Origin of the sequence: Undibacterium sp. JH2W, from assembly GCF_049340425.1 — a bacterium.
In the GTDB taxonomy this organism is placed as follows: Bacteria; Pseudomonadota; Gammaproteobacteria; order Burkholderiales; family Burkholderiaceae_D; genus Undibacterium.
Map to the genome: position 1 here is coordinate 193389 of NZ_JBMPOT010000006.1, position 14967 is coordinate 208355.

Sequence of the window (14967 nt, forward strand, 5' to 3'; positions counted from 1 at the left end):
GTACATCAGCATTCCCGACCATCCATTAAAGTACTGAAATACTGAGGTGTCAAGAAATGCCGCAGGGATGCCTGGATTTTGTGGCAGTAAAATCGCCTCGCCAGTATCTGCGCTTTGAGACGCGGCGTCACACGATAGTCAGTCGACATGGTGATAGAGAGGACACCGCTCAGGGCGACACGCATGTCGCCCTGAGCCCATGTCACAAATCAGCCCAGCCACTCGGTATACACAATACCGTTTTGTATCTGCCCTATGACCTGGGCCTGGTTTTCTGCACTCTCGCAAAAACTGGCGAGCGCACCTGCTGGTGTGATCAAGCCCTTATTCAACTGATTGGCCCAATAATCAAAACCTGCCTGGTCGGGCGCGCGGTGCAAAACGTTTTGGTAGAAATTTGTCAGCAAGGTAGTGGTGCTGGGATAGGCACCATACAATTGCTGGAATTCTGCCGACTGGAAAAAAGCTGCCGACACCTGGGTCAGGCTGGCACCATGGTCCATTTTATCTATCCAGTAACCCAGGCCAGCGAGGTCGGGCTTGCGACCAAATGCAGCCTGATACAGACGGTAAGCCTGGCCAGCTACGCCATCGAGATCAAAGGCCAGCGCCGCGTCGGTGAACAACAGGCGCTCTACCTGGGTCACGGTGTCACTGCCATCTGTGCCGACCACATCCTTGATGACGAAATTGCCGGTCGTTCCGGTGATTGCATACTCACCCAGCTTGCCCGACATGATGAGAAAATCCGTGCCACTGCCGCCATTGATGATGTCATTGCCAGGGCCATTTTGTATGGTGTCATTACCCGCACCTGCAACGATATTATCGTTACCTGCTGTACCCACCAGGTAATCATTGCCGGCGGTGCCATAGACATTTTTACCCGCTACCGAAATCACGCTGAGGCCGAGTATATAGTCAGTAGCAGCGTAAGCCAGATTGCTGACCTTGACGTAGAAATCACCATGGGTATAGCCGCCAGCATAGGCAAAACTGATGCTGCCATCGCTGCTGTTATTGGCATAGCTAAAATCAATCCCATCCAGTGGCCTGCCATTGATATCGGTGATCTCTACCTTGATGCCGCTAAAGGTTTCACGCCAGTCATTGGTGGGGCTGTAGTTGTTGGCTGGATCGGTCGAGACCACCAGCGTGTAGTTGCCAGGGCCATCGAGATTGAGTTGATACCAGTCGGTTAAATCGGTGGCGGACAATTTACCAAAAGACACCAGGCCCTTGCTGACCTGGAAATTAATAGTGGGAGAGCCGGAATCGTAACCATTGGTTCTCTCATCGAACACTGTAGAATCGCCGTAGACGTATGCCATAATTCACTCTCTGAATAATCTAAAACAATCAAAAACCTTGGATGGCAAGCAGGCCAGCCAGCTCATCTTTATTAAGAACCTGCCTGCGCTTACCCCTTGCTGTATTAACGCAATGAAGATGGCGATGGATGACAGCATTGTAAAAAAGCTTTAAAAAAACATCTCCTTTTTAAGCAGGTACCGCTTACCTATACCTTGGGTACTGGCAAATGATGACAAGCCCGGCAATTGCCGCCACAATAGTGGCTCCATTTCAGGACGAGAGCCCAACAACAATGAAGCCAGCAGAATTCAGCGACGACCACGAAGACCAGGAACATAACCCGGCAGAAAAAGCTGCCGCAGCATCGCGCAGTACCTGGACCAGCGTGGTGGTCAACCTGCTCCTTTGCACAGGCCAGATCAGCATAGGTGTCCTGGCCAGGTCACAGGGCTTGATTGCGGACGGCATCCATTCGCTGTCTGATCTGGTGGCTGATTTTGTCGTCTTGTTTGCCAGCCACCACAGTAAAAAAGATGCTGACCAGGAGCACCCATATGGTCACCACCGTTTTGAAACCGCTGCCTCATTGGCACTGGGCCTGATATTGCTGGCCGTCGGTGTGAGTATGCTATGGTCAGCGGTGCAAAAAATCAGTACGCCGGCAACCATAGCGCAAGTGCATGTCACTGCCCTGTGGGTAGCAATAGTCGCCCTGGTGTCCAAGGAACTGCTGTTTCGCTACATGCTGGCGATTGCGCAAAAAGTCAAATCCGGCATGCTGGTGGCCAATGCCTGGCATGCCAGGTCAGATGCGGCCTCGTCCTTTGTAGTGGGCCTGGGCATCATAGGCAACCTGGCGGGCTACCCCATACTCGACCCCATCGCTGCCCTCATCGTTGGCTTGATGATCAGTAAAATGGGTTGGGAATTTGGCTGGGAAGCCCTGCATGATTTAATGGACCGCGCCGCCGATGAGGTAGAAGTGCAAGCCATACGCGAGACCCTGCTCACCACCCCCGGCGTGCGCAATGTGCATGATGTGCATACCCGCAAAATGGGTGACATGCTCATGGTCGATGCGCATATCGAAGTCGACGCCCACATCACCGTAGAAGCCGGCCACGACATCGCCGTCGTCGCCCGCCAGCGCGTGCTGCAAAGACACCGAGTACTCAACCTCATGACACATATCGATCCGTGGAAACAGCAGGATGGCGATCATGTGTAGGGTGCGTTACAACGCACCGCTTTTCCCGATTATCTAAAGCACCATATCCCCCTCTGGCGATATGGTGCGTTGCAACGCACCCTACTGGCTGAGCCTCAACAAACGTACACGTGATTCAGACGCCGAGTGTTGGGCTGATGAAGCGTAGCCCAACCTACGAACACGGCCCAGCGGGGCCTGCCCCAAGCTACAACGCGGAGTAAATTTGCAAGGTACATATACCCACGATCTCGCCCCCTACTTCAAAAACACTTTCACCTCCGCCTGGAATTGCTCAGGCTGGTCCCACATGATGAAATGGGCACTGTCAGGAATGCGTTTCAGGCTGATATCCGTGACGCTGGAATAGGCAACTTTATAGAAGGTATCCATCTGTTCAACACTTACTGGCATACCCTTAGGCACCACATATAAGACTACGGTTGGTACGGCAATGTTTTTCAGCTCTGGGGTCAGGTCGGTGGTGATGAGCTCATGATAGGCGCGGGCAGACACATCCTGGTCACTCTTGAGTCCATCCGCTACTGCGGACGGGCGCATGGCAGTGTTATTGATCATGCCCGCGATCGTCCCCTCCATTCTTTGCGCACGCGCTTCGGGCGTCATGCTGCGCATCTTGGCCAGCATATCGTCGGCCATGGGCTTGACGCTTTGTGCCGTCGCGCCCGGTACACCAAACATGGCACCAAGGAAGGGGAACATATCCACCACCATCAACTTGCTGATCGCTTGCGGATGGCGCGCAGCCAGCATCATGCCTATGCTGCCGCCCATGGAGTGACCAATGACAAGAGGCTTATGTATACCCTGGACAGCAATATAACGGGCAATTTCTTCCGCCACTGGTGCAGCCACCGGACCTTCAGTATTGCCCCCCACCGCTTGCCCAGCAAAGCCGGATACTTGCACCAGATGATAGCGATAGCCTGGCACAGCCTTGACCATCTCAGCCCAGACACGTGGCGAAGAACTCAGGCCAGGCACCAGGATGACATCCCTGCCTTCGCCCTCGGTTTTCACGCTGATGCGCTCTGAACTAAAGCCGGTAGCCCAGGCAGCCACGGGGCTAAGCGCGGCAAAACTGAGTGCCAGGACGGTTTTGAGCAAATGACGGCGAAGTAACATGTTGGTCCTTGTTGTTGAATAAGAAACAGCATTAAATCACAGAAACAGACAATCAGACAAAGCCCCGTCTGCAAACAAGGCAATAGAGTGGCATACTAAGAACCAGGTCATCTCATCACAACACCAGCCATGCCAGCCAAGCAATTGCAAGATGCCATCGATGCCCAGCTCCAGCTGTGGCTCACCACCACCGACTCTGGCGACTGGCAAGCGCTTGCCAGCAGCCACGCACGGCAACTACCTCACTTGCTGGCGGCGCGTTTTGACTACGATATACGCCAGGGTGGCTTTGCCCAGTTTCTCTACAATATGCGGGGGCATCTGCTGGCGCAGATAGAAGACATGCTGATCGCCGCCAGTGCCGATATCGCGCATGACTATTATGTGCAGGCGATCGGCCTGTGCCTGAAGAACAAGGCCGATTACCAGCGGTTTTTAGCCGACAATTATATTGAAGCCAACCCATTGAAAGACCAGTTGCACTTGCTTAGCCTGGCTTATTTACGCGAAAAGATAGATTTCAAAACCGAGGCGCATGTTTTTCTGGTGAGTGGCTTGCCGGTCTGAGTCCATGACGTAGCAGCCTAAGGCTCAAATCGTATGGTCATTGCGCCATAATTGATCGTTAACTTGTAGTTCTTCAGAAAATCTTTACCCAGTGAGGCCCCTGCATTTATTCCCGTCGTACCAAAGCTTGTATAGGCCGCGGTCAAGTCGTGTATCACCAGGTCACCGATACTGATATCAGGAGCCTTTCCTATTCTGACGGCTTGCTCACCGCCATGGCCTGATGAGCCTGCCGGCTTCGCCTCTTCAAGATATTGTTCAATCCCGATTTCTTTCGTCGTTGCTGGCGTAATTAATAAGTTATAAGCGCCACCCGTGTCGATCAAAGCGCGTACATCGTGACCAGACATTTTTATGTTGACCGAAGGAATATTGAGATTCAATTCCATTTTCACATCTTGCCGGTCTGGTTTTGCGGCATTTTTTACGAAATAGATTTCTTCTTTTTTATAGTCGATGACCAGAGTCTTTCCAGCCAAAAAACTGTAACCTAGCAAGCCAGAAAGTGCTTTTCCGTCTGGCCCTGTCATGCCGTCAATTTTGAAGGATTCAAAATCAGTGATCTGGCCTTTGCTGGTATCGGCACTCAGATGAACTGGGCTAGTATTAAAAGTTGGCACTTTCTCAGAGCCAAACCCACCAGTTCCCTCTGCTTCCGGTGTCAATTGAATGCCCAGGCTTTGTGCATAGTCCAGGTCTATGATAGACGCCGAGGCGGTTCCCGTATCAAGCATCATCCAGGTCTTTTTTGCGCCATTGACAGAAACCTTGACGTAGATATTCCCCTTGCGGAACATCGATGTCAACAATTGCCTGGACGCTGTCGTCTTATTATTTTTCGTATTCACAAGTGCGCCCTCTACCTTGGTCGCCCCCTTTTCTATCGTTGGCACGGCGGCGGCGTGCACAACAGACATTCCCGGTATTGCGCCTGCCACGAACATGGCTATGACCATGGACAGGGTCGTTTTTTGAAAAGAAATCGCAGACATTGTTGAGCCCTGGAGTAATTTGTAAGCTGGCTACTGGAAATCCTGTTAACAGGGATTTACCAGGAACACTTGCACGGTATTAAATCTCACGAACCAGATTCAATAGAAAGAAGGCTCATACTAGCCAGTACCTGAGCAGCAATCCACAGAAGAACGACAGGATGTAAAAACGGATAGCTCATTTGCATACATACCTGACCAAATACATGCGGCCATGCATTTCTTGAAAGGCACGCACATACGCTCTGCTCGTCTGCATTTGTGCAGACCAGCCATCATGCATGCTGACATAGAGATTAATCGGCGTTACTGTGATGTAAATTGAAAGTGCCAAAGCTGGCAGGCCGAACACGACAAAAAGCCCTGTCAGTAAAATGTTTAATGCGCGCAAGGCAGGAATTTTCAAGCGCTGCATCAAGACAATACTTGGACTAACCGCCATAGGCAGACATGGCGCAAGCAAAGAAATGCGTACTCAAAGGCAGTGCCCGGCAAGTCATCGCCCCAGAAATTTTATCCAGCCGCTGCTGCTGTGGTAACTCGACAGGATCAGGCACATATAACACACCCTGCTGGCCAGAAAACGGCAAATGCAGCCTGTACGCAAAAAACACATAGGCAGGCTGGCCGCCATCTGTATAACAAGCCAGGGTTTGTCCACAGTTGGCGCGGGATTGATGATGGACTTTTTCGACCTGGCTTTCATACTGGCGATAGAACAGACTGGCATCAACATAGGCCGCCAGATCAGACGCAGGCAAATACCACAAGCCCAGCCAGGATAGCAATACCAGCACCAGCCGCCCGGCACTGGCAAGCCGCTGCTTGCCAGAAGAACCCAGCAATAGCATCAGCGCCCTGAAACTGGCGTATGCCCCTAAAGCAAACACCAGCAGCAACAGCAGGATAAAACCCAGCAAGGACAGTTGAATATAAAACGCAGAAAAAACCAGTGCCAGCACGGCAAAACCGCAGGCAGACAGCGACGTTGAAGTGCATGACCCTGGTGTCTTCACAGGCAATCGCTCATACCCATTCTCTGCATCAGGCTTGCCCCATCATGTTGGCAAACCTGGCACGCAACTCTTCATACGATACATCTTCTTTACGGCTCGCCAGCAGCCAGACATGGCCAAAGGGGTCGGTCAGGGTGCCGCGCCGGTCACCGTCAAACTGGTCAGCCACTGCCATGGTGGCTGTCGCGCCCAGCTCAACTGCGCGAGCAAACACAGTGTCCACATCGTCTACATATAAATGCAGGGAGACACTGGAGCCCCCTAAACTCCTGGGACCGCGATAACCCATATCTGGAAATTCATCCGCCAGCATGATGCGCGCATCGCCTATGTCCAGCTCGGCATGCATGATCTTGCCCTTGCCGTCATCCAGACGCACCAGCTCGCGCGCGCCGAATGCCGTGGTATAAAACTCCAGCGCCGCAATGGCCCCCTGGACGATGAGATAAGGTGTCAGGCTACGATTGGCAATGGGTAGGGATAAGTTGCTCATGGATGGCTTTCATGGTGAGAGGTAGGATAAGCTAAGCCCGCAAACACCAGCACCTGAGTGCCATGGTACATGCGAGCCGTGCAGCGGTGAGACTGCCTCAGACGCCAGACCAGCAGCACCTTGGGTATTTGTATTTTATCAATGAATTGCTGATCCAGGTAAACCCATTGTGCCTTGTGCTTTGCGGCAGACCGGGCATGTCATGCAGGGATTTGTGTGTGCAAGACGCCGGCACTCATGGTGTCGCAGCAGGCTTGACATCCGTAATCACCATGAACACATAGCCACCGTCAAAGGGGGCGCGGTAAATGCCCTTGGCTTTCAAGAGGTAGTTGGCAACTGCTGCCATTTCCCATGCATCCGTCAACTCACCTGTCCAGCTGCGGTCTATCAGTTTTTGAAACTGATGTTTTTCGCCCAGGCTTTTCATCACTTCCATGCGTTTGTACAGGGCCGGGGTGATGCTGCCATTGCCCCAACTCCATAGCCAGGTCTTGTTACGCTCGGAAAACGAACCCACGAATTGAAACCTGGCCAGCAGCTTGGGCTGGCCCTTGTCTGAGAATATCAGTTCACCTGTTTTCTGGTCTACATCCCAGCGCTCATAACTCAAAATCTTATAATTATCTTCCAGGGATTGCTGCGTGGTCTGCGCATAGCTGGCGCTGGCAATGACGATTTTTTCCCAGTCAGACTGGCGTGCCTGTGCACTGGTGGCCAGCAAGGCCAGCAGCATAATCAGTAGAGTCTGCGCCCAGACTTTGTTGGCAGGCATCTGCAATGAGCGATAGGACTTGCTTACTTGCATGGAATCTCCCGCGGATTAGCTCAGTATCACAGCACCCAGCACTACCAATGCGACACCAGAGAAATAAACCAGCAAGAATTTCCCATCATCGATGTAACGCATCGCCCACAATAAAAGATACCCGGGCACGACCAGGCACAACAGAGCCTGCACATGATTGCTGGCAAAAATCATGATGGCCGAGTATAGCTGCAATAAGACCAGGATAGCGATGCCAGACAATAGTGCGACCATACCCGGGATATGCATAGGTGCCCAATTCATTTTCATTGAATGTAACAATGTAGCACAATGCATGAAAAAAGAGAGTGCCGCGCCTGACTCTGTGTATCAGTGTCTCTGTACTGAGATTGCAGGTCTTGGTCCCGGCCCAGTAGGGTGCGCCATGCGCACCAATCCGGCAATATAGGGGCAAGCCGTAGTGCGCACGGCGCCCCCTACTACAAGAATAACTCTCAGTGCTGACTCTGTGCCTCTGTGGTGCGATCTTTGGTCTCAATGATTCATTCAGCAAAGACAACAGCGCAGCCTTCTGGCAATTCTGTAAGGCCCCATCAGATCAAGCAAAAAAAACTTGTTTGCGAAACTCAATGCATGTCACCAGAAAGCAAGATAGTGTTGCCCTGCGCCCGCGGCACAGCAGATAACAAGGCCTTGGCAACAGCCGCCGCCGCAATAGGCTGGTAGTTTGCAGGTATGAGGAAACCAAGCACCTTGCTGATCGCAAACCCCAGCTTTTCACCGCGCCGCACTGGCTGTCCCAACACCTCTCTATCGCCGACCAACAGCGAAGGACGGGCGATGACCATGCCTGCAAATGGCATTTTCCCCAGCGCGTCTTCCAGCTCCCCTTTGATGCGGTTATAAAAAACCCTGGAGCTGGCGTCTGCCCCCATGGCACTGACCAGACCCAGTTTCTTGACACCTGCGGCCTGGGCTGCCCTGGCCACGGCCAGATTGGCATCATAATCTATGGCACGAAAAGCCTGCTGGCTCCCGGCGACCTTGATGGTGGTACCCAGCGCCAGATACACTTCGTCCGCCTGTGGCAACACCGGCAAGCTGGCGAAATTAACGACATGCGCTTTCAGTTTGGGATGCTGCATCGTGGGTGGCCTGCGGCCAAGACTATGCACTTCGACCACGGTATCGTCGGCCAGCAGGCCAGCAAGAATTTCTTTTCCCACCATGCCGGTAGCCCCGGCGATGATGACAGTTCGCTTTACCATGCCTGATACTCCTTGATGTACGAATCCGCAGCCCAGCCTTTGCAAGCGCTTTCTGAATGCGGCTATTCTAATCCAAGCTTGAGTAGTGCAATATACAGAGGTATATAGGGGTATAGGGGGCAAGCCATGGTGCGCACGGCGCACCATGCTGAAATCAGGCTGCCACGACAGGCAGCAAAGTCCGCAAGCGCAGGGTAATCATCAGCCCCACGCCCAGTATGCCGCCCAGCAGCATCACCACGCCCGCCCAGCCATGGCTGGCCCAGATGACACCAGTGTAAGAGCCTACCAGGCTGGAACCTATATAATAAAAACACAGATATAACGCCGATGCCACCGCCTTATAGCCCTGAGCGCGGCGCGCCACCCAACTGCTGGCAACCGAATGGGCAGCAAAAAAACCAAAGGTGTACAAGGCCAGGCCAGGGATCATGATGAACAATGAATTCGACAGACTCAACAGCAAACCCGCCATCATCACCAGCAAGACTATCCAGAGCACACCACGGCGGCCTATGCGGTCCACCAGCCGCCCTACCCAGACTGAACTGCCCATGCCCAGCACATACATCAGGGCAATCGTCCCGGCTGTACTCTGGCTAAAACCAAAGGGAGCAGCCTGTAGCCGATAGCCCATATAGTTATACATGCTGACAAAACATCCCGTCAGTATAAAACCCAGACAAAACAGCATGCGCAGGCCACTGTCTGCCAAATGCAGGCGCACACCCTTGCGCAGGCTTTCCCCGACTTGCGCTGCCGGTTTGAAATGACGCTCTGCTGGCAGGCTGCGCCAGAATTCCCAGGCGGCATAAATGCCTGCCAGACCCATCGCCACCATTGCTGTGCGCCAGTGGAAATATTCACTCAGCAAGGCAGACTGCAAGCGCCCCAGCATGCCGCCAAAGGCACTGCCAGCGATATACAGGCCCACCGCCAGCCCCATCGAAGACGCCTCTAATTCTTCACCCATGTAAGCCACAGCCACCGCAGGCATGCCCCCCAGCGCAAAGCCCAGCAAGGCGCGCAAGACCAGCAATTGGGCAAAATCCTCGGTTAGTGCGCACAAACCCGTAGCCACAGCCGCCAGCGCCAGCGCTGCCACCATCATGGGCTTGCGGCCTATGCGCTCACTGATGGCACTGCTGATGAGTAAGGACACTGCCAGTGACAAGGTAGATATCGACAAAGCCCAGCTGCTTTGCGCCGGCGTCAGCTGGAATTGCAGAGCCAGCAAGGGCAATAGCGGTTGTATGCTGTACAACAAAGAAAAAGTAGAGAAACCACCAAAGATCATGGCGCGGGTAATGCGTTTGAATTCTGGCGTGCCTGCAGCGATACGGGTGACTGGCTGCGGGAATGTGCTGCTGGCGACGGTCATGATGGCAAGGTTGAACGATCAAGGAGCCCTCATCTTATATTTGCACTTTTATAGCGTCCAATATATATTTAAGGTGTTAGTAATACATTTTTTAGATGATGGAATGGTGAGTGTGGTTGTAATTTCGTAGGCCCGCCCCCCTTCAAAAATTCATTTGCAAACACCAAAACAAAATGGAACTCCGCCACCTCAAATACTTCATCGCCGTCGCCGAAGAACTGCACTTCACCCGTGCGGCGGAGCGGCTGCACATAGGCCAGCCGCCCCTGAGCCATGCGATACAAATGCTGGAAGCCGATATCGGTGCGCAATTGCTGGAGCGCAGCAAGCGCTGGGTGCGCCTGACGGAAGCGGGCAAGCTGTTTTTGCAGGATGCGCGACACATACTGGCCCTGGCTGAGCAAGCCTGCGAAAACGCCCGTCGCGCCCAGCGTGGCGAGACGGGCGAGTTGCGCATAGGCTTTACTTTCTCGACCCCGTTCACGCCCCTGTTTTCTGCCGTCATCAACGGCTACCGCCAGCTATATCCCGATGTGACGTTGAGCTTGCGTGAGATGACCACCAACAAACAGCTAGAAGCACTGGACCAGCGCAACCTGGATGTTGGTTTCATACGCCCGCCAGAAGATGGCGAACTGGCCCGTGGCGTTTCTTCACCTTTGCGTTTTCGCAAGCTGCGTGAAGATACACTGGTAGCAGTGCTGCCCAGCACACATCCGCTGGCAAAGAAGAAAAAAGTCAGCATGAAAGACCTGGCCCAGGAATCCTTCATCATGTACACGCCCAGCGCAGGCACAGGCATTTATCCGCACATCCTGCGCTTATGCCGCGCCGCAGGCTACACCCCAAAAATCGCCCAGGAAGCCAACGACGCCTCCACCATCATCGGCCTGGTGGCAGCAGGCTGCGGCGTCTCTATCCTGATAGGCTCTTTTTATTCCATCCATTTTGATGGCATATGCTACCGCCCCATTGCCGATGCAGGCGCCAGCACCTCATTGCTGCTGGCGCAGCGCAAGGGAGAAGTGTCGCCACTAGTGGAGGCGTTTGTCAGGTTGGCGGGGGGATTGAACACATGACGACTAACTGGACCATACGCCCGGCGACGCGGGCAGATATCGCCATCATTACCCGCCACCGTTTCCACCACGAAGATGAACGGCAAGAAGACCTGGATGCCTATGCAAACTGGCTGACAGGCACACTGGCTGCAGGCAATTACACAGGCTTGCTGGCCCAGACCGGAGACATAGTCGTCGCCGGTGCTGGTCTCAGCATACTGGATTGGGGACCAATCCGGGGTGATACACAAGCCCGTCGCGGCAGGATAGTCAATGTCTACACCGCACCCGACTGGCGCAGGCTGGGCATTGCCAGGGCACTGGTCGCAGGCGTGCTGCAACTGGGCAAAGAGCAAGGCCTGAAAACATTCAATCTGAGTGCCTCAGAAGAAGGCCAGGCGCTATACCAGGACCTGGGCTTTGTTTCTTATCCGACGGAGATGATATATAGGTCAGGAGATATATAGGTCAGGAAAGTGAGGGTGCTAGTACGAGCTTCAGAAGCGAGTTGGATATAGTTGTGTCTGCTGTTCACGGCTAAAGAACAACCTTGGTAAAAAACTCGGGCTACCAGCCTGGTGTCTTTTGCCATCAAAAGGAATAGAAAATACTGACATCAATTCTGCGTTTTCTGGTTCATATCCGCTGCAGCTTCTACATCAAAACTGTCCACTGCCCATACCAGGTTAAGCGAGGTGCAGCGTTGGCAATCCACAATTGCGCCTTCACCCAATACTGATTTGCACCAGTGGCAGTGGCGACCTGGCAGAGCGACATACGCCAGGGTGGCCTTGGCCTCACCGTGAGAACACGAGGTCATTTGTCTGTATTGCCCGGCCAAAGCCCAGAAAATCAGCTTTTACGACCTTTGCATACAAAGATGCCCTGGCCGCATCGTCTTTGACTTAGAAAAATGCATACAAACACTGGCATCTGACACAGCGAGAGCTACACTGGTTGACTTCATCAATATTCATACATTGCTACTTTCAATCAAACAAATCCAGATTAGTCGGCACAATCATCTGCGGCTTCACAGGCTTGATGATCTTCACTACCTTCTCCACTTTAGGCTTGGGAGCAGCCTCGGCAAACATGCGTTCTGCCGGAAAAGGTCGCAAGAAAGCGCGGGCGAATTCTGGGTCGCGGCAGGATAGCCAGTCGTCGAAGTCTTCTGGTGGTACCACGACGAGGGAGCGTTTTTCTTCGCCGGGTTTGTGGAAACGGCTCATCAGCGGGTGGTCGTCAGCATTGATGGTGATCTGGGTGAAAGAATAGCTGACGCTGCCATCCTCTTCTGGCCACTCCTTATAGAGACCAGCAACGGCAAAGTCTGGCTCATCGAAGAGACCTATACGCCAGCGCTCAGCCACACCGTTTTCATAATTGGGTTCAAAGAAATGCTGCATGGGCACCAGGCAAAGTTTGCCGCCATGCCAGGATGGCGCATAGCTGCGCAGCGCACCCAGGGTTTCTGCCCTGGCGTTCATGGTAGAAAAGCGTTTGACACCGGCTTGCATCTTGGTCTTGGGTATCATGCTATAGGCACCCAGCAAGGCCTGGCGATTGCCATCGGCGTCATGCAGGAGGATGGGCGCATTATAGTCTTGCCAGGTTTCCTCCTCCCATTCAGGCAACTGGGCACTGCGGGCATTGAAATAGTCCAGCTTTTCTTTGCGGGTCGGGACAAAATTGATGCACATGATATTTTCTATTGAGCTTGTTGTTTAGCTTGTTGTTCAGCGCGATGTTGGGCTTGATCTTGAGCTTGATGTGGTGAGTCTGTCAGTCCTATTTTCTCATACCCATCTGCATGCCGGGCAATCACACGGAACACAGGCTATCGGGGTATCAGGGTATCGCAAGGAAATTGGGTACATCATTCTGGTTGAGACGCAGCAGCTGGTTTGCAAAATAAGTGCGAAAGTGGGAATATGATAATCCTTACTTCAACTCAAAAAGGCGTGCCAATGTCAGTCAACCTGCATCTCTCACTGAAGGTGAGTCATTACCATCCTGACCGTACAGACGCGATTAAGCAAGCGATTAAGGCAGTGTTCGCACATCAGCAAATCGACAGCGACATGTCAGCTATAGCAGAATGTAGCGAAGGGGGCAGCTACTTCCTCTCCTCCCAAACTGATCCAGAGATGCCTGTGATTATCAGCGGCTCATACAAGTGGCTGCCAGAAGTTCAGCAGCAGTTGCTAACGGCAACAGAAGAAGCAAATGGTGGCTTGTGCACTGTTGAATTTGACGGCTTGAGTGCCGATGAAGATAATGATAATGAGCTGGTCGAGGACGACGAAGAAGAGTTGTGAGCATAGAGCAAGCGCCATCGTCCATTGGCAGCCTGGTCAGCAAGTACGGTCGCTGCAAACCTGATAAGTGGAAGTACTCTTTTTCTTTTTTAAGTCAAATTTTTTGAGATTGCTGGGTAAACTCGATACGAAAACAGTCTATGAAAAATTAAATCGCGATTTGAAACAGATATTAAAGCAAGAACCTGGGATACATTTTTGCGAAGAACCTTAATCAGGACTTAAGCAAAATTGCCCCAGCAAGGCTATCGCTTTAGAATACATCCCTTGCAAGAGATGCTCCTTACGTCGGCGGACGACTTGTAGTAGAAAATCCCAACAACACTGTAGCGACGAAAACAGCCCGCAGGGTGAGCTTGTTGAGATTAGACCCCGTAGGTACGATTAGCGCAGCGTAATCGTACGCATGCTGCGCAGGAAATAAGGATATGCCTCAAGAAAATTCCATGATCGCCTTGCATCTATCTCAAAGTGAATTCTATGGATACTCAATTCAATATCATAAAGCAACCGGGATTTTCAAGCAGCATAGCAATTGGCAACTAACATGCGTACGATTACGCTGCGCTAATCGTACCTACGCGAGCTACTTTCACTACGATATGCACCAGGTAGGGTGCGTTATAACGCACCGGCTGTGATAATAAACGAGGATGGCGAATGCGGAAATCGGTGCGTTACAACGCACCCTACTGCTTAGCCACATCGTTTCCTTGCCAAACTTCGCGAGAGGTGCACTACCTACCCTATCCGCCCTAACCCCAAGCCCTCCAGATATGCCGCTAGTTCTTGCGGCTGTTCATGCAAGATGATGGCGTAGGGGTAGATAGAGCTTGGCTTTTTGAAGAGCAGGCTGATGCGTTGGCCTGGCAGGTAGACATGGCGTATTTCGCGCTTCCAGGCCTGCATGCTGCCGGTGCTGCTGACGCGGTGATAGCTGGCTGTGTTGCCCTGGAAATGATATTCAGCACTGAAGGGGGCGCTTGCTTTGGCGATTTTCAGCATGCGGTTTGTGCTGTTTTTTGCCAACCAGTTCCAATAAGGCATGAACAGTTTTTCACTCCAGGTGGGCCGCTTGTTTTTGTCCCAGTGCAGGACCAGCATCCCCAGGAAAAACACAGTGAATGCCGCATCCACCCTGACACCATGAAACAGCATGCCACCCATGACAAACATCAGCAGGCACAGGCTCAAGCCCAGCAGGCTCAGATATTTGACGACAGTCCTCAGCCTGGCAACGGTGTTTGCTGGCATCATGCGCTGGCGTAATGCCATGAAACGGCCATGCAGTATCTGCTGCAATTCCACCTCCAGCGCTTGCATGAACGCGGGTGTAATGCTGGTCTTGAGTTGCAGTTGTGCTTGTGACGGCTCCTGCTCTGCAGGCATGCCGTTGACGGGCGCAGGATGGAGGGTATCTGCCATTTCGATT

19 protein-coding genes are annotated in these 14967 nt (G+C 52.7%); 5 read left to right on the forward strand and 14 right to left on the reverse strand.

What is annotated here, in order from left to right:
• Positions 1-5: 5 nt before the first annotated feature.
• Together ACO0LC_RS10520 and ACO0LC_RS10525 are read right to left on the reverse strand one after the other, a co-directional pair.
• Complete coding sequence (locus ACO0LC_RS10520) at positions 6-206, reverse strand: hypothetical protein (RefSeq protein ID WP_423002701.1); 201 nt, start codon at positions 204-206, stop codon at positions 6-8.
• 3 nt (positions 207-209) lie between these two features.
• The gene (locus ACO0LC_RS10525; protein WP_423002703.1) at positions 210-1331 is read right to left on the reverse strand and encodes a DUF4214 domain-containing protein; all 1122 of its coding nucleotides are present in this window, start codon (positions 1329-1331) and stop codon (positions 210-212) included.
• Between the two features lie 275 nt (positions 1332-1606).
• Between ACO0LC_RS10525 and ACO0LC_RS10530 the strand changes: the two genes are divergently transcribed.
• The gene (locus tag ACO0LC_RS10530) at positions 1607-2542 is read left to right on the forward strand and encodes a cation diffusion facilitator family transporter (RefSeq protein ID WP_423002705.1); all 936 of its coding nucleotides are present in this window, start codon (positions 1607-1609) and stop codon (positions 2540-2542) included.
• Between the two features lie 237 nt (positions 2543-2779).
• Here ACO0LC_RS10530 and ACO0LC_RS10535 read toward each other — a convergent pair whose 3' ends face one another.
• Positions 2780-3667 carry an alpha/beta fold hydrolase gene (locus ACO0LC_RS10535; protein ID WP_423002707.1) on the reverse strand — a complete coding sequence of 296 codons (888 nt, stop codon included), beginning with the start codon at positions 3665-3667 and terminating at the stop codon, positions 2780-2782.
• A 129-nt stretch (positions 3668-3796) separates the two neighbouring features.
• Here ACO0LC_RS10535 and ACO0LC_RS10540 point away from each other — a divergent pair, with 129 nt between their 5' ends.
• The gene (locus ACO0LC_RS10540; protein WP_423002709.1) at positions 3797-4234 is read left to right on the forward strand and encodes a DMP19 family protein; all 438 of its coding nucleotides are present in this window, start codon (positions 3797-3799) and stop codon (positions 4232-4234) included.
• 17 nt (positions 4235-4251) lie between these two features.
• Here ACO0LC_RS10540 and ACO0LC_RS10545 read toward each other — a convergent pair whose 3' ends face one another.
• The 8 genes from ACO0LC_RS10545 to ACO0LC_RS10580 form a co-directional block, all read right to left on the reverse strand.
• Complete coding sequence (locus ACO0LC_RS10545) at positions 4252-5178, reverse strand: pepsin/retropepsin-like aspartic protease family protein (RefSeq protein ID WP_423002711.1); 927 nt, start codon at positions 5176-5178, stop codon at positions 4252-4254.
• Positions 5179-5404: 226 nt separating this feature from the next.
• Positions 5405-5632 (reverse strand): hypothetical protein, encoded by a 228-nt coding sequence (locus tag ACO0LC_RS10550; RefSeq protein WP_423002713.1) that lies wholly within the window; start codon positions 5630-5632, stop codon positions 5405-5407.
• 25 nt (positions 5633-5657) lie between these two features.
• Positions 5658-6242 (reverse strand): hypothetical protein, encoded by a 585-nt coding sequence (locus tag ACO0LC_RS10555; RefSeq protein WP_423002715.1) that lies wholly within the window; start codon positions 6240-6242, stop codon positions 5658-5660.
• Between the two features lie 28 nt (positions 6243-6270).
• Positions 6271-6735, reverse strand: coding sequence for a VOC family protein (locus ACO0LC_RS10560; protein WP_423002717.1), 465 nt, complete (start codon positions 6733-6735; stop codon positions 6271-6273).
• 235 nt (positions 6736-6970) lie between these two features.
• Positions 6971-7543 (reverse strand): DUF6882 domain-containing protein, encoded by a 573-nt coding sequence (locus ACO0LC_RS10565; RefSeq protein WP_423002719.1) that lies wholly within the window; start codon positions 7541-7543, stop codon positions 6971-6973.
• Between the two features lie 15 nt (positions 7544-7558).
• A complete protein-coding gene (locus ACO0LC_RS10570) occupies positions 7559-7807 on the reverse strand; it encodes a hypothetical protein (RefSeq protein WP_423002721.1) in 249 nt (82 codons plus the stop codon).
• A 323-nt stretch (positions 7808-8130) separates the two neighbouring features.
• Complete coding sequence (locus ACO0LC_RS10575) at positions 8131-8772, reverse strand: NAD(P)H-binding protein (RefSeq protein WP_423002723.1); 642 nt, start codon at positions 8770-8772, stop codon at positions 8131-8133.
• Between the two features lie 154 nt (positions 8773-8926).
• The gene (locus ACO0LC_RS10580) at positions 8927-10153 is read right to left on the reverse strand and encodes an MFS transporter (RefSeq protein WP_423002725.1); all 1227 of its coding nucleotides are present in this window, start codon (positions 10151-10153) and stop codon (positions 8927-8929) included.
• A gap of 173 nt (positions 10154-10326) precedes the next feature.
• Here ACO0LC_RS10580 and ACO0LC_RS10585 point away from each other — a divergent pair, with 173 nt between their 5' ends.
• Positions 10327-11232 carry a LysR family transcriptional regulator gene (locus tag ACO0LC_RS10585; protein WP_423002727.1) on the forward strand — a complete coding sequence of 302 codons (906 nt, stop codon included), beginning with the start codon at positions 10327-10329 and terminating at the stop codon, positions 11230-11232.
• The gene (locus tag ACO0LC_RS10590) at positions 11229-11681 is read left to right on the forward strand and encodes a GNAT family N-acetyltransferase (RefSeq protein ID WP_423002729.1); all 453 of its coding nucleotides are present in this window, start codon (positions 11229-11231) and stop codon (positions 11679-11681) included. The genes ACO0LC_RS10585 and ACO0LC_RS10590 overlap by 4 nt, the downstream gene beginning before the upstream one ends.
• A 149-nt stretch (positions 11682-11830) precedes the next feature.
• Here ACO0LC_RS10590 and ACO0LC_RS10595 read toward each other — a convergent pair whose 3' ends face one another.
• Positions 11831-12034, reverse strand: coding sequence for a hypothetical protein (locus ACO0LC_RS10595; protein ID WP_423002731.1), 204 nt, complete (start codon positions 12032-12034; stop codon positions 11831-11833).
• A 169-nt stretch (positions 12035-12203) separates the two neighbouring features.
• Positions 12204-12917 (reverse strand): SOS response-associated peptidase family protein, encoded by a 714-nt coding sequence (locus ACO0LC_RS10600; protein ID WP_423002733.1) that lies wholly within the window; start codon positions 12915-12917, stop codon positions 12204-12206.
• Positions 12918-13148: 231 nt separating this feature from the next.
• On the opposite strand from ACO0LC_RS10600, the gene ACO0LC_RS10605 reads away from it, so the two are divergent.
• Complete coding sequence (locus tag ACO0LC_RS10605; protein ID WP_423002735.1) at positions 13149-13535, forward strand: hypothetical protein; 387 nt, start codon at positions 13149-13151, stop codon at positions 13533-13535.
• A 741-nt stretch (positions 13536-14276) separates the two neighbouring features.
• Here the strand turns inward: ACO0LC_RS10605 and ACO0LC_RS10610 are convergent.
• Positions 14277-14960, reverse strand: a complete 684-nt coding sequence (locus ACO0LC_RS10610) for a hypothetical protein (RefSeq protein ID WP_423002737.1) — start codon at positions 14958-14960, stop codon at positions 14277-14279.
• Between the last annotated feature and the right edge of the window lie 7 nt (positions 14961-14967).

Coding starts and splice junctions, on each gene's coding strand:
- ACO0LC_RS10595 (WP_423002731.1), bottom strand. CDS start 12,034: ATGACCTCGTGTTCTCACGGTGAGGCCAAGGCCACCCTGGCGTATGTC.
- ACO0LC_RS10565 (WP_423002719.1), bottom strand. CDS start 7,543: ATGCAAGTAAGCAAGTCCTATCGCTCATTGCAGATGCCTGCCAACAAA.
- ACO0LC_RS10610 (WP_423002737.1), bottom strand. CDS start 14,960: ATGGCAGATACCCTCCATCCTGCGCCCGTCAACGGCATGCCTGCAGAG.
- ACO0LC_RS10580 (WP_423002725.1), bottom strand. CDS start 10,153: ATGACCGTCGCCAGCAGCACATTCCCGCAGCCAGTCACCCGTATCGCT.
- ACO0LC_RS10570 (WP_423002721.1), bottom strand. CDS start 7,807: ATGAATTGGGCACCTATGCATATCCCGGGTATGGTCGCACTATTGTCT.
- ACO0LC_RS10545 (WP_423002711.1), bottom strand. CDS start 5,178: ATGTTCGTGGCAGGCGCAATACCGGGAATGTCTGTTGTGCACGCCGCC.
- ACO0LC_RS10560 (WP_423002717.1), bottom strand. CDS start 6,735: ATGAGCAACTTATCCCTACCCATTGCCAATCGTAGCCTGACACCTTAT.
- ACO0LC_RS10600 (WP_423002733.1), bottom strand. CDS start 12,917: ATGTGCATCAATTTTGTCCCGACCCGCAAAGAAAAGCTGGACTATTTC.
- ACO0LC_RS10530 (WP_423002705.1), top strand. CDS start 1,607: ATGAAGCCAGCAGAATTCAGCGACGACCACGAAGACCAGGAACATAAC.
- ACO0LC_RS10585 (WP_423002727.1), top strand. CDS start 10,327: ATGGAACTCCGCCACCTCAAATACTTCATCGCCGTCGCCGAAGAACTG.
- ACO0LC_RS10540 (WP_423002709.1), top strand. CDS start 3,797: ATGCCAGCCAAGCAATTGCAAGATGCCATCGATGCCCAGCTCCAGCTG.
- ACO0LC_RS10590 (WP_423002729.1), top strand. CDS start 11,229: ATGACGACTAACTGGACCATACGCCCGGCGACGCGGGCAGATATCGCC.
- ACO0LC_RS10525 (WP_423002703.1), bottom strand. CDS start 1,331: ATGGCATACGTCTACGGCGATTCTACAGTGTTCGATGAGAGAACCAAT.
- ACO0LC_RS10605 (WP_423002735.1), top strand. CDS start 13,149: ATGATAATCCTTACTTCAACTCAAAAAGGCGTGCCAATGTCAGTCAAC.
- ACO0LC_RS10535 (WP_423002707.1), bottom strand. CDS start 3,667: ATGTTACTTCGCCGTCATTTGCTCAAAACCGTCCTGGCACTCAGTTTT.
- ACO0LC_RS10575 (WP_423002723.1), bottom strand. CDS start 8,772: ATGGTAAAGCGAACTGTCATCATCGCCGGGGCTACCGGCATGGTGGGA.